Raw genomic sequence first — 12,126 nt, forward strand, 5'->3', positions numbered from 1 at the left:
CTGAGGGAAAACGAAATGAAGCAAAAACATTATAATATTGCCGCTGCCGGGCTGCTGCTGGCGCTAAGCGCCGTCGGTGAAATGGCGCAGGCGGCGGGGATCCTGACCATCGGCCGCCGTGAGGACAGCACCACTTTCGATCCGATCAAGTCGGCGCAGAACGCCGATAACTGGGTATTCTCCAACGTATTCGATCCGCTGGTGCGGGTGGATAGGAGCGGGACCAAACTGGAGCCCGGACTGGCGGAAAGCTGGACGGTGTCTGACGATGGCAAGGTATACATCCTGAAAATCCGCGATGCCAAATTCTCCGACGGTACGCCGGTCAGCGCCGGCGATGCGGCCTTCAGCCTGCTGCGTATCCGTGACAACAGCGAGTCGCTGTGGCGCGATTCCTACAGTATTATCGAGAAAGCCGAAGCGACCGATCCGCATACGCTGACGATCACGCTGAAGTCACCTTCGGCGCCATTTCTGTCGCAACTGGCGCTGCCCAATGCGTCGGTTATTTCAGAGAAAGCGTTGATGGCGGCAGGCGAAGAGGCCTTTGCGGAAAAACCCGTGGGTTCCGGCGCCTTCAGCGTCAAGCAATGGACGCGCGGCGAGAAAGTGGTACTGGTGAAGAACCCTCACTTCTGGCAGGCCGACAGCGTCAGTCTGGATGGCGTGGAGTGGCTGACGCTGCCGGATGACAATACCCGGATGCTCAAAGTGCAGGCCGGCGAACTGGATGCCGCGCTGTCGGTGCCGTTTTCACGCATTGCCTCGTTGCAGAAGGATCCTAACCTGACCGTCGAACTGGATCGCTCCACGCGGGAAGATCACCTGCTGATAAATCATGCCCGCGGCGCGCTGGCGAAAGCGGAAGTGCGTCAGGCGCTGGATTTCGCCATTGATAAGGATGCCATCGTCAAGACGGTGACGTTCGGCTATGGCAGCGTGGCGAATTCTTATGTTCCGGTCGGCGCGCTTTATCACTATGGCGATAATCTGCGCCGCCCTTACGATCCCGAAAAGGCGAAAAAGATGCTGGCGGACGCCGGCGCCGGCGGACTCTCGCTGGACTACGTGGTGAACGCCGGTGACGAGGTCGATGAGCAGATAGCTATCCTATTGCAACAGCAATTGGCGCAGGCCGGGATAACGGTCAGGTTGCAAAAGGTCGATCCTAGCCAGAGCTGGGATATGCTGGTGGCGGGTGAATACGATATCTCCGTGATGTACTGGACCAACGATATCCTCGACCCCGATCAGAAAACCACCTTTGTGCTGGGGCATGACGCCAATAACAACTACATGACCCACTACCGAAATGACAAAGTGAAAGCGTTGGTGGCGGCGGCCCGCGTCGAGATGGACCCGAAGAAACGCGAACAGATGTATATCGATTTGCAGAAAACGGCCAAGGCCGACGTTAACTGGATCGATCTCTATTACAGCCCCTACCGCAACGTCAGCCGGAAGAATATCAAAGGGTTTTATCAGAATCCGCTTGGGCGCTTCTTCCTGGAGGACACGGTAAAAGAGTGATAGATCGCCGTCTGAGGGATACCGGATAGGCGGTGAACGCTATCCGGTTTTCCCTGTATTTCAGGTTTTCAGACCGCTGAAACGCCGCTCGACGTCCGCCATTTCCGCTATCAGCCAGTCGCGGAATGCCTGATAGCGGCGATCGCCGTCGATAGGGCGGGCCGACAGAAGAATGTACTGACTGCCGTCCGGCTGAAATGGCGCCAGCGTCGCCAGACGGCCATCGGTTAATTCCTGTTCGACCATAAACAACGAGGCGATGGCGACGCCCAGTCCGCTTTCGGCCGCCTGCAACGTCAGATAAAAATGTTCAAAATAGCGATGCTGCACAGCCTGATGGTCCCGCGGCAACGACGCCTGCGCCTGCCAGATTTTCCAGGCGTCGGGACGCGATGCGGTATGCAAATAGGTGCTCAGCCTTTCACTATGCTCCTGGCGTATCGAACAGACGGGGGCGGTATATTCCGCAATAATCCGCTGTGAAAAATAGTGCTCGTCAAAGACGAAATCATCCCGCCGCAGCGCCATATCGACCCGGCTCTGCGCCAGGTCGATATTGCCTCCGGCCGCCAGCAGATGAATATCGATGTCCGGGTGCGCCTGCTTAAAAGCCGGAAGGCGGGGAATAAGGAAGCGCATGCACAGCGTTGGCTCGCAGGAAACCGTCAGCGGCGCATCGGGTTGCGACGAGAGTTTGTCGATGGCGGCGGAAACCAGCGCCACGGCGCGGCTGCACGCCGGGTGCAGTTCGCGTCCTTGCGCCGTCAGTCGGATGCCTCTGCCGTCGCGTTCAATCAAAGGGAAACCCAGATGAGCTTCCAGCGCTTTAATCTGTTTACTGATCGCGCCGTGGGTGAGGTGCAAATCCCGCGCGGCTTCGGTCACGCTCAGGCGTTTGCCCACCACGTCAAAGGTATGCAATAGATTGAGCGGCGGGAGTTTTTTCGTCATTGGTGAACGCTCGTCACAGGTGGATGTGAGTTATTATCGATTTTCCTGCGCGCCGTTTCCACTTATTACTTTACCTCCGCATTATGCATAACTGACTGAGGATAAAGGACGATATGGTGGAGTTTTTAGCGGTGATGGCGATTACCTGTCTGGCGGTAATCAGTCCGGGGGCGGATTTCGCCATGGTGACGCGCAACAGTTTAACCGGCGGAAGAAGGGCGGGCATACTGACGGCGTCGGGCATTGCCGTGGGCGTACTGCTGCACGTCGCCTATACCCTGTTGGGGGTGGCGGCTATCATGAGCCAGACGCCGCAACTCTATACGCTGATCAAATATCTTGGCGCGGCCTATCTGCTGTATCTCGGCTATAAAACGTTTACCGATACCAGACCGGGTAGGGACAACGCCGTGATAACCACTCAGACGATCGGCGGCTGGCGTTATTTCCGGCAGGGGTTTTTTACTAATGCGTTAAACCCGAAAACCACCCTGTTTGTATTAAGCACTTTTTTGCAGTTGGTCAACCCGCAAACGCCGTTGCTGTATCAACTGGGCTATGGCGCATTTATGTCGCTGGCGCATTTTGCCTGGTTCGCTTTGGTGGCCTTATTCCTGACCACGTCCGCGCTGCGGGAAAAAATCAACCGCGGTTACGCCTGGATTAACCGCACGGTCGGCAGCGGATTAATGATCCTGGCGGGTATGATGATCCTGCGCTGAGCGGTATTATGCGCCTCAGGTGTTTTTATCATGAGTAAATGAATGTTATGGAAAACTATCTGGTTATCATCCGCCATACCCCTTTGTGGGGGTGGATTGTGCTGGCCTATCTGCTTTATGCCGGGATGAAAGCCCGGCGACCGAGGCAACAGTCTCTGAGCCGCCTGCTGGCGCTGCCGCTGGTTTTTCTGTGCTGGGGCGTCGCCGCGATTTTCCATACTTTGGCGATGGTTGAGGCCGCGGCCGGCGGCTTTTTGCTGGCGCTGATAATCGGCTTGGGCCTGGGATGGCGGTTGGGGAAAAACGCCGGCGTTTACCGGGAGGAGATCCGCCGCTTCGAGCGCGCCGGGTCGTCTGTGCCGCTGGCGTTAATGCTGTTGACCTTTGGTCTGCGGTTCTACTTTTCCCTGCAACTGGCAAGGTTCCCTGAGCTGGCCAACAGCGTCCTGTTCTGTGCCCAGTCCGGCGCCGCCGGGGGAATAACGGCGGGGATCTTCAGCGGCATCGGCATTCGTCTGCTAAACCAGATGCGCAACGTGCAGGTTCGCCACTGTTAAAGGAGAGAGCCAGCGGGCTTGTTAAACTTTGTCACAAAGCTTTTTCCTTTGCCTGAGTGCGCGGCGAACGGCGGTAAATTATAATTCGCCGGTCTCTCTCTTTTCATTTAACAGGATACTGTTTAAGCAGTTGAATAATGAATAAAAAATTCAAGCTCTCTTGGTTTGGTATGCTGTTGTTGTCAACCAATATGCTGGTTATCCCGCCGGTCATGGCGCAATCTCCCGCCAGAGCGGCGGTTGCCGCGCATCAGGAAATCGCCTCCGGCAGCGCCATGGTGGTGGATTTACGCGATAACCGCGTACTCTATTCCAGTAATCCGGACGTGGTGGTTCCCATCGCCTCGGTGACCAAACTGATGACTGCGCTGGTGGTGCTGGACGCCAATCAGCCGTTGGACGAGGTGCTCGCCGTTGACATCAGCCAGACGGAGGAAATGAAAGGGGTGTATTCGCGCGTGCGTCTGAACAGCGAAATCAGCCGGCGCGATATGCTGCTGCTGGCGCTGATGTCGTCGGAAAACCGCGCCGCCGCCAGCCTGGCCCACCACTATCCCGGCGGTTATCGCGCCTTTATCGCCGCCATGAACGCCAAGGCGCGCGCGTTGGGTATGAAGCATACGCGCTATGTGGAGCCGACCGGGTTGTCCATTCATAACGTTTCCACCGCGCGCGACCTTACCCGGTTGCTTATCGCCAGCAAACAGTACCCTTTGCTCAGCCAGCTCAGCACCACCCATGAGAAAATGGTGACGTTTTCCCATCCGGCGTACACCCTGCCGTTTCGTAATACCAACCACCTGGTGTATAAGCCGGACTGGAATATTCAGCTGACCAAAACGGGGTTCACTAATCAGGCCGGACACTGCCTGGTGATGCGTACCCTGATTAATCAGCGCCCGGTGGCGCTGGTGGTGCTGGACGCGTTTGGCAAATACACCCATTTCGCCGACGCCAGCCGGCTGCGCAAATGGATGGAAACCGGTAAGGTCAGCGCGGTTCCCGCCGCCGCATTAAGCTACAAAAAACAAAAGGCGCTGGCTTCGCGGCAGCCCCAGGCCATGGCAAGCGCCGATAGCGCGGGGATAGAGTAGCCGCCGGAGCGGCGGCGGTGAGATTTGCAGACCCTGACTCAGGGCCTTATTCGTCAGCCACCGGCCCGTAAATCCTCGATAATCTCCCCGGCGCGGGCGACATCCTCTTCATGCTCCGGTTCACGCCAGGTTTCCGCCAGCGCGTCTTCCAGCCAGCGCCGCATGGCCGGCTGGGCGAGCATATGCCGGCAGTAGGCCGCGGCTTGCGGCGCCACCGGCAACTGGTAGGTGCGAATTCGAAACACCACCGGGGCAAAAAAGGCGTCCGCGGCGGAAAAATCCTTCCCCGCCAGAAACGGGCCGCCGAAGCGGGTTAAGCCCTCCAGCCACAGCTCGTTAAGCCGTTTTAAATCGTTGCTCAACGCCGGGGGGATATCTTTTATTTTGACTTTTACGCCGCAGCTCATGGCGCAGCTGCTGCGCAGGGCGTTAAAGCCGGAATGCATTTCCGCCGCGGCGCAGCGCGCCCAGGCCCGGGCTTTGGCATCGGCGGGCCACACTTCCTTATGCCGCTCGGCAAGGTATTCGGTTATCGCCAGGGAGTCCCAGACGGTGGTGTCGCCGTCAATCAGGCAGGGCACTTTCGCCGAAGGGGAAAAGGCTTTAAAGGCGGGATTCGCCCCGGCGGAGACGAACGTCACCAGCTTCTCGGTAAAAGGAATGGACAGCGCCTGTAGCAATACCCAGGGGCGAAGCGACCAGGAAGAGTAGTTTTTATTGGCGATATACAGCTGATACATATCTTATGCTCCTTGTTATCAGAACATTAGCATTAGCACGAAATACGCCGGAAATCATCTTGGCGGCGTTTAATTCAATGACGATATCGATGCGCCGGGCACAACGTCGCCCCCGGCGCCATCAGGCGATAATGGTCCGCCGGCATTGCGACTGAAGCGACGATAAATCCGCTTTATCGGCCGCCGCCGCGTCGGTGATAATGACGTCGATCTCGGCCAGGGTGGCGTAGATAACCCGGCTGGTGACGCCGATCTTGCCGTGATCGGCCAGAATAATCCGCGTTTTGGCATGTCGCACCATCGCGCCGGCCACGGCCGCCTCATGATGCGCGAAGCTGCTGGCGCCCGACTGGCTGGCGATCCCCACCGGGGACAACAGCGCGACGTCGGCACGATAACGCTGAAGTTCGCTAATGGTTAAATCCCCGCTGGTCGCCTGCACCGACGGCCCCATATGCCCCCCCAGCAAAATCACCTCATGATGCAGTGTGGTTTCCGTCGCCGTAAGCTTAAGCGCCACGTTCAGGCTGTTGGTGATCACCGTCATTCCCGGCATCGACAGCAGCTCGTCGGCCAGCAGCGAGGTGGTGCTGCCCGCATCGATAAACAGCGTCTGTCCGGCCTTTAGCTGCTGCACCGCGGCGCGGGCGATGGCCTGTTTCTCTTTTTCACGTACCGTATTGCGCACGGATAACGGCGCCTCCGGCTCCAGCGTCGTCGCCACAATGCCGCCGTGAACGCGGCGTAATGCGCCTATCGCTTCCAGCTTCAGAATATCCCGCCGCACGGTCTCTCTCGATACGCCGAGATGCTGGATGATTTTCTCCGTGCTAACCCGGTTTAAGGTGGACAAAAGGGCACGGATACGATGTAAGCGCGTTTCTTCTAGCATGAATATAGGTTCTCAGGATTAACGGATCGGACGGCGGCTACTCCCGCTTTCCCGTCAGGGTATGGAGTAACAGCGCCATTATAGCCACAATCCCCATGATGCATGTAGAAAAGGCCGCGGCCTGCGAAGTGAAACCTGCCTCATCCAGCCGCATAACGGTAACCGCGCCCAGCGGCAGGGAGGGCGTGACCAGAAAGATAACCGCCGATAGCGTCACCATCGAACGCATGAATAGGAACATCGCGACGGAAATCAGCGTGATGCGCATGGCGGGAAGGTAAACGTCACGTAAGATCCTGGCGATGCCGCCCCCCAGCACCGTGGTGGCATCCTCCATGGCGCTGGGTACGTTGCGCATTCCCAGCATCATCGTGGTATAGCCCTGGGTGTGATAATGGTAGTAATTGCATAACGCCAGCAGAATGGCCGAACCGTATAGCATCCCCCACGGGAGCGTGGCGCTATTGAAGGTAAACACATAGGACAGACCGAGCACCAAACCGGGAACCCCCACCGGTAATGCGCTAAGTAAGGCGGCGACGGTTGCCCCTTTGCCCGGACTGCGGCGAATGCCGAAGGTTAACAGGAACAGCAGCGTAGTGCCGATAATGGCTGCCAGCGCCGAGATCCAGATCGACGTCCATAAAGGGGCGTAACCGCCGGCAAGATCGATATCATAGTGTCTGAGCGTTAAGTCCAGCCGGTAAGGCCAAAGCCTGATCATGCTGGCGATAATCACGGTAACGATCACCGTGACGATAGTGAGCGCAATGGTCATGGTCGCCAGATAAAAGGGAATATCCCGCGCGGGCAGCGCCTGCGGCACATGGCGCATTGCCGAATGGGTGCCGATCATACTCTGGCGGCGGGAGGCGGCCCGTTCGATCCAAATCGACGCCGCGGCGGGCAGCAAGAGTAAAATGCCTACCACCGCGCCCATGCCAAACTTCATCTGTCCGCTGACCTGGCTATAAATTTCGGTCGCCAATACGGAAAAGTCGCCGCCAATCACAATGGCATTGCCGAAATCGGTAATGGTAATGGTGAACACCACAAAAGCGGCGCTCAATAGCCCGTAACGTACGCCGGGCAAGGTAATATCGAGGAACTGCCGCCAGTCGGCGGCGCCCAGCACGTTGGCGGCTTCGTATTGACGGGCATCGCTGTGGCGCAACGTTGCGCGGATAATTAAAATCGCTTGCGGCAGGGCATAGAGCACGTTGGCGATCAATAATCCCCAAAAGCCGTAAATATCCAGGCGCACCCCGAGCATATTGCCGACGATGCCGTTGCGGCCCAGCAGAAAAATCAATCCCAGGCCCAGGACCAGCGAGGGGGCCAGCACCGGCAACGATGTCGCAAAGGAGATAAAGCGCTTGGCCGGCATGGCGGTAAACTCCAGGCCATAGGCGACGATAAAACCTAGCAGGAGCGTCAATAGGGTGGTGACCACGCCTAATATCAGGCTGTTCAGCGTGGCCCGCCAAATACCGGGGGAGTCAAGGAGCGCCAGATAATTCGACAGACCGAACGCGCCGGTCCGATCGTCAAGCAGGCTGTGCCAGACGATGCTCAGCATCGGTACGCCGAAAAAGGCGATCAGCGCCGCCAACGGCAGCCAAAGGCAGAGACGCGATAGCCAGCGGTCGGCGGCGGTTTGCGGGGGGAGAAGGGATAGACTCATGCTTGTATCCAGGCGCAATCTTGTGCGGCAATAGAAATATGAACGTTCTCGCCCGGTATCCAGTTTATCGCGCTGCCGGTTTCGACCAGCAACGGCTGCTGTTTCCACAGCACCTGTACCCGTTGAATGTTTCCCAGAAAACTGGCATTGATAACCCGGCCTTCCGCTCCCGCCTGTTTATGCAAGGTAATGCGCTCCGGGCGGATAAATAGCTGCGCATCGTCAGGCTGGGATGCGGCCTGCCCGGTATGCAGAAGTTCCGGCATCCATTCGCGCACCAGCGGTTTCGGCAATAAGTTGCTGTGCCCCATAAACTCGGCGACAAAGCGGGAGCGCGGGAGGGTATAAAGCTCTCTGGGCGTACCTTCCTGCACAATGCGTCCGCCGTGCATACAGACGATTTTGTCCGCCATGCTCATCGCTTCTTCCTGATCGTGAGTCACCATCAGCGTCGGGATCCCCAGCCGTTGCTGCACTTCGCGCAGCTCCTGCCGCAGCTCGGCGCGAACCCGGGCATCCAGCGCCGAGAGCGGTTCATCCAGCAGCAACAGCGAGGGATTGACCGCCAGGGCGCGAGCGATAGCCACCCGCTGCTGCTGGCCGCCGGAAAGCTGGTTGGGATAGCGATCGCCGAATCCGCTCAGGTGAACGGTATCAAGCAGGCCGTTTACCCGCTCCCGCACGTCGGCGTCGGGAGCGTTGCGGATTTTCAGTCCATAACCGATATTTTGCGCGATAGTCATATGCGGAAAAAGCGAATAGGATTGGAAAACAATCCCGAAGCCTCTGTCACGCGCCGGCACGTTCACCAGATCCCGTCCGTCGAGGGTGATTTTCCCTCCGTCGCTGCTGAGCAAACCGGCGATAATGCGTAACAGCGTCGTCTTGCCGCAGCCGCTTGGGCCGAGCAGACAGACAAACTCGGCGTTGTCGATCGCCAGGTTGATACGATCAAGCGCGACGTAGCCATCAAAGCTTTTATGAAGATTCTGAATAACCAGAGCCATGATATTACCTCTTATTACCACGGGGTCAGACGCCGGCGTCTGATGGTTTTTTGGGGTCAATAGCGTTTATGCGTATCGTTTCATCGAAAATAATTTTTTACGATCGACCTATTATCGTCCGATGGTTTTTTGCCATTGGCTCAGGATGGTATCCCGCTCCTCGGCGCTTTTGCTAAAGTCGACGGGATACAACAAGGACGACAGATCGCCCGGCAGACCGGCCATTTTGGCCGCATTCGCCTGCTCAACGCCGGGAATGGTGACGATCTCCTTATATTTGGTATACAGCGCGGCCGCATTGTCGGAGAGGGTCCAGTCCAGAAAACGCCGGGCGTCCGGCTTATTTTTTGCGGCGGCCATCAGGCCGGAGGCTTCCAGCTCATAGCCGGCGCCGTCGTTGGGGATCACCATTTTTACCGGGTATCCTTCTTCAATCGATTGCATGGCGGCGAAGGCCAGCGATACGCCAATCGCAAATTCGCCGGTGCGGGCGGCTTTACAGGGGCGGGAGCCGGATTTGGTATATTGGGCGATGTTGCCGTCCAGCGTTTTCAAGAACGCCCATCCCCGATCGTCGCCTTTTGACTGCAACAGCGCCGCAATTTGCAGATAGCCGGTACCGGAGGACACCGGGTTCGGCATGACAATCTCGCCTTTATATACCGGGTTGGTTAAATCCTGCCAGGAGGCGGGAACCGGCAGATTCTTGGCTTTCAGCGCTTCCGTATTGACGCAGAATGCCGCCATATACCCGGTGGCGGCAAACCACTTAGCGTCAGGCGCGCGGTAGGTATCCGCCAGCTTATCGGCGCCTTTGGCGGCATAAGGCTCTAACAGCGCGGAGATGCGCTTATCCATCACGTTGGTCAGCGCCCATCCCCACAGAACGTCATGCTGTGAATTTTTGGCTTCGGCCAGAATGCGCGGACCAAGATCGCCGGTTGATAAACGCAGCACATTCACCTTCAGGTCCGGCATGTCTTTTTTGGCCTGAGCGATATAATCCTTGATTTCGTCTTCCTCCAGCGAGGTATAGACGGTAATCGTGCCGGCCTGGGCGGCGGAGACCAGCGTGGATAGGGCGAGCGCGGCTATCAGACCGGTGCGGCGAAATGAAAAAGTGTTCATGAACGATCCCCTTACGGTTGTAGAAAATATCGACACAATGACGGTGAAAATCCAAAGCAATCTGTTTGGTGTTTGTTGCGCACCGCGCTTATTTGTGCATTTTTTTGCTATTGTTGATTTTCTAGCACTAAACATGCCATTTTCAATTAATGCCGCCATTTTTTATTTTTATTCATTTGAATACAGCCGATTAAAATAATTTGGCGATCGGGTGTCTGCTATTTACCTGCCGTCATGAAGCGATTTCAGCGTCTTTTTAGTTATTTCTTGCTCTTTTTTGGTGTTTTTCGTGCGCTAAAAAAGTGCATTTTTTTGTGTTTGTGTATTTTATTGCTTTTGGTGTATGGTGACATTCAGCCTCAGACCGCCCCCGGTTTTCCGGCCTCGGTTTTAATTGATTATTCACACTGGAGTCATCATGGCGACACGCTCAACCATTATGGATACCAACAGTTTTCGTGCGGAACACGCCGACGCGTTGGATAAGGATGTTCGCAAACTCACTGATAAGCGCAGTAAAGTGCTTGGCGCATCCTATCGTTTGTTTTATCGCAACCCGGTGCATTTAGTCCGCGGCAAGGGGCAATATCTGTGGGACGCGGCGGGTGAGAAATATCTTGACGTGTATAACAATGTGGCCAGTATCGGCCATTGCCATCCGGCGGTGATTGACGCGGTGCACCAACAAATGAGCCTGCTGAACACCCACACCCGCTATTTGCATGAGCGCATTCTGGATTACTCCGCCGATTTGCTGACGACGGTGCCGGATGAAATCAATAAAGCGATGTATATGTGCACCGGCTCCGAGGCTAATGATCTGGCAATCCGCGTGGCGAAAGCCTACAGCGGCGGCACCGGCATTATCGTGAGTCAGGAGGCCTATCACGGCACCAGCGAACTGACCTCCGGGGCGTCGCCGGCGTTGGGCAGCGGGCAACCGCTGGCTTCGTCCACGCGTTTGGTGCCGTCTCCCGATCGCTATCGGGTCAAGGCGCCCGATCTGGGCGTCTGGTTCGCCAATGAGCTGCAAAAACAAATTGACGATATGTCGGCAAACGGCATTAAGTTCGCCGGTTTTCTGGCGGACTCCATTTTCTCATCGGATGGCGTACTGCCGGGGCCGGCGGGCTATCTGCAACCTGCCGTCGACGTCGTGCATGCGAACGGCGGGATTTTTATCGCCGATGAGGTGCAGCCGGGGTTTGCCCGCACCGGTGAATGTTTCTGGGGATTCGGTCGTCATAATATCGTGCCGGACGTGGTGACGCTGGGAAAACCGATGGGCAACGGCATTCCCATCTCCGCGTTGCTGGCAAAGGCGGAGGTATTGGCCGCCTTCAGCGATGAAATACCCTATTTTAATACCTTCGGCGGCAACCCGGTTTCCATCGCCGCCGCCCAGGCGGTTTTAAGCGTGATTAGAGAGGAAAATTTACAGCAACATAGCCGCATCGTCGGGGAAAAGCTGCGCCGCGAGCTGGGGTATCTGGCGCAGCGACACGAGTGTGTCGGCGATGTGCGCGGCGCGGGGCTGTTTATTGGATTTGAACTGGTCAGCGATCGTGCAGCCAAAACGCCGGATAAGGCGTTGGCGCTGGACGTGATTGAGCGGCTGCGCGCCGAGCGGGTACTCACCTCGGTCGCCGGGCCATATGGCAACGTACTGAAGCTGCGTCCTCCGCTGGCTTTTCAGGAACAGGATATTGATTGGCTGGTCGGGGCATTGGATAAAGCGTTAAGCGCGGCGGCGTCTTGATGCCCCTTTCTCAATACGACGACGCCGGAGATCATCCGGCGTTTCAATTTGTGGCCCAACGG

The 12,126-nt window shown here is 57.0% G+C and carries 12 protein-coding genes; 6 read left to right on the plus strand and 6 right to left on the minus strand.

The features are described from left to right. Positions 1-15: 15 nt before the first annotated feature. Positions 16-1,530 carry an ABC transporter substrate-binding protein gene (locus tag EH206_RS07890; RefSeq protein ID WP_009112255.1) on the plus strand — a complete coding sequence of 505 codons (1,515 nt, stop codon included), beginning with the start codon at positions 16-18 and terminating at the stop codon, positions 1,528-1,530. Between the two features lie 60 nt (positions 1,531-1,590). Here EH206_RS07890 and EH206_RS07895 read toward each other — a convergent pair whose 3' ends face one another. After that, positions 1,591-2,481, minus strand: coding sequence for a LysR substrate-binding domain-containing protein (locus EH206_RS07895; protein WP_009112256.1), 891 nt, complete (start codon positions 2,479-2,481; stop codon positions 1,591-1,593). Between the two features lie 113 nt (positions 2,482-2,594). Here EH206_RS07895 and EH206_RS07900 point away from each other — a divergent pair, with 113 nt between their 5' ends. The 3 genes from EH206_RS07900 (at position 2,595) to pbpG (ending at position 4,854) form a co-directional block, all read left to right on the plus strand. After that, the gene (locus tag EH206_RS07900) at positions 2,595-3,203 is read left to right on the plus strand and encodes a LysE family translocator (RefSeq protein ID WP_009112257.1); all 609 of its coding nucleotides are present in this window, start codon (positions 2,595-2,597) and stop codon (positions 3,201-3,203) included. 47 nt (positions 3,204-3,250) lie between these two features. Next, positions 3,251-3,760, plus strand: coding sequence for a DUF6622 family protein (locus tag EH206_RS07905; protein WP_009112258.1), 510 nt, complete (start codon positions 3,251-3,253; stop codon positions 3,758-3,760). A 137-nt stretch (positions 3,761-3,897) separates the two neighbouring features. Continuing rightward, complete coding sequence (gene pbpG / locus EH206_RS07910) at positions 3,898-4,854, plus strand: D-alanyl-D-alanine endopeptidase (protein WP_009112259.1); 957 nt, start codon at positions 3,898-3,900, stop codon at positions 4,852-4,854. Positions 4,855-4,907: 53 nt separating this feature from the next. Here pbpG and EH206_RS07915 read toward each other — a convergent pair whose 3' ends face one another. From EH206_RS07915 to EH206_RS07935, 5 genes are all read right to left on the minus strand, one after another. Further along, entirely contained in the window at positions 4,908-5,594 is a 687-nt protein-coding gene (locus EH206_RS07915; RefSeq protein WP_009112260.1) for a glutathione S-transferase family protein, read from the minus strand. Between the two features lie 121 nt (positions 5,595-5,715). After that, positions 5,716-6,486 carry a DeoR/GlpR family DNA-binding transcription regulator gene (locus EH206_RS07920; protein ID WP_009112261.1) on the minus strand — a complete coding sequence of 257 codons (771 nt, stop codon included), beginning with the start codon at positions 6,484-6,486 and terminating at the stop codon, positions 5,716-5,718. Between the two features lie 37 nt (positions 6,487-6,523). After that, positions 6,524-8,170 (minus strand): ABC transporter permease subunit, encoded by a 1,647-nt coding sequence (locus EH206_RS07925; RefSeq protein WP_009112262.1) that lies wholly within the window; start codon positions 8,168-8,170, stop codon positions 6,524-6,526. Continuing rightward, positions 8,167-9,177 carry an ABC transporter ATP-binding protein gene (locus tag EH206_RS07930; RefSeq protein ID WP_009112263.1) on the minus strand — a complete coding sequence of 337 codons (1,011 nt, stop codon included), beginning with the start codon at positions 9,175-9,177 and terminating at the stop codon, positions 8,167-8,169. Before EH206_RS07930 ends, EH206_RS07925 begins: the two co-directional genes overlap by 4 nt. Positions 9,178-9,288: 111 nt before the next feature. After that, a complete protein-coding gene (locus tag EH206_RS07935) occupies positions 9,289-10,305 on the minus strand; it encodes an ABC transporter substrate-binding protein (protein ID WP_009112264.1) in 1,017 nt (338 codons plus the stop codon). Between EH206_RS07935 and EH206_RS07940 the strand changes: the two genes are divergently transcribed. Together EH206_RS07940 and EH206_RS07945 are read left to right on the plus strand one after the other, a co-directional pair. Further along, entirely contained in the window at positions 10,304-10,504 is a 201-nt protein-coding gene (locus tag EH206_RS07940) for a hypothetical protein (RefSeq protein WP_040343048.1), read from the plus strand. The two genes, EH206_RS07935 and EH206_RS07940, sit on opposite strands and share 2 nt — an antisense overlap. A gap of 219 nt (positions 10,505-10,723) precedes the next feature. Further along, complete coding sequence (locus EH206_RS07945) at positions 10,724-12,064, plus strand: aspartate aminotransferase family protein (RefSeq protein WP_009112265.1); 1,341 nt, start codon at positions 10,724-10,726, stop codon at positions 12,062-12,064. The last annotated feature ends 62 nt before the right edge of the window (positions 12,065-12,126 follow it).

Source organism: Brenneria nigrifluens DSM 30175 = ATCC 13028, from assembly GCF_005484965.1.
GTDB classification, from domain to species: Bacteria; Pseudomonadota; Gammaproteobacteria; order Enterobacterales; family Enterobacteriaceae; genus Brenneria; species Brenneria nigrifluens.

What these genes read in the sequence shown, in the direction of transcription:
- EH206_RS07890 (WP_009112255.1), top strand. Translation starts at nt 16, where the DNA reads ATGAAGCAAAAACATTATAATATTGCCGCTGCCGGGCTGCTGCTGGCG.
- EH206_RS07895 (WP_009112256.1), bottom strand. Translation starts at nt 2,481, where the DNA reads ATGACGAAAAAACTCCCGCCGCTCAATCTATTGCATACCTTTGACGTG.
- EH206_RS07900 (WP_009112257.1), top strand. Translation starts at nt 2,595, where the DNA reads ATGGTGGAGTTTTTAGCGGTGATGGCGATTACCTGTCTGGCGGTAATC.
- EH206_RS07905 (WP_009112258.1), top strand. Translation starts at nt 3,251, where the DNA reads ATGGAAAACTATCTGGTTATCATCCGCCATACCCCTTTGTGGGGGTGG.
- pbpG (WP_009112259.1), top strand. Translation starts at nt 3,898, where the DNA reads ATGAATAAAAAATTCAAGCTCTCTTGGTTTGGTATGCTGTTGTTGTCA.
- EH206_RS07915 (WP_009112260.1), bottom strand. Translation starts at nt 5,594, where the DNA reads ATGTATCAGCTGTATATCGCCAATAAAAACTACTCTTCCTGGTCGCTT.
- EH206_RS07920 (WP_009112261.1), bottom strand. Translation starts at nt 6,486, where the DNA reads ATGCTAGAAGAAACGCGCTTACATCGTATCCGTGCCCTTTTGTCCACC.
- EH206_RS07925 (WP_009112262.1), bottom strand. Translation starts at nt 8,170, where the DNA reads ATGAGTCTATCCCTTCTCCCCCCGCAAACCGCCGCCGACCGCTGGCTA.
- EH206_RS07930 (WP_009112263.1), bottom strand. Translation starts at nt 9,177, where the DNA reads ATGGCTCTGGTTATTCAGAATCTTCATAAAAGCTTTGATGGCTACGTC.
- EH206_RS07940 (WP_040343048.1), top strand. Translation starts at nt 10,304, where the DNA reads ATGAACGATCCCCTTACGGTTGTAGAAAATATCGACACAATGACGGTG.
- EH206_RS07935 (WP_009112264.1), bottom strand. Translation starts at nt 10,305, where the DNA reads ATGAACACTTTTTCATTTCGCCGCACCGGTCTGATAGCCGCGCTCGCC.
- EH206_RS07945 (WP_009112265.1), top strand. Translation starts at nt 10,724, where the DNA reads ATGGCGACACGCTCAACCATTATGGATACCAACAGTTTTCGTGCGGAA.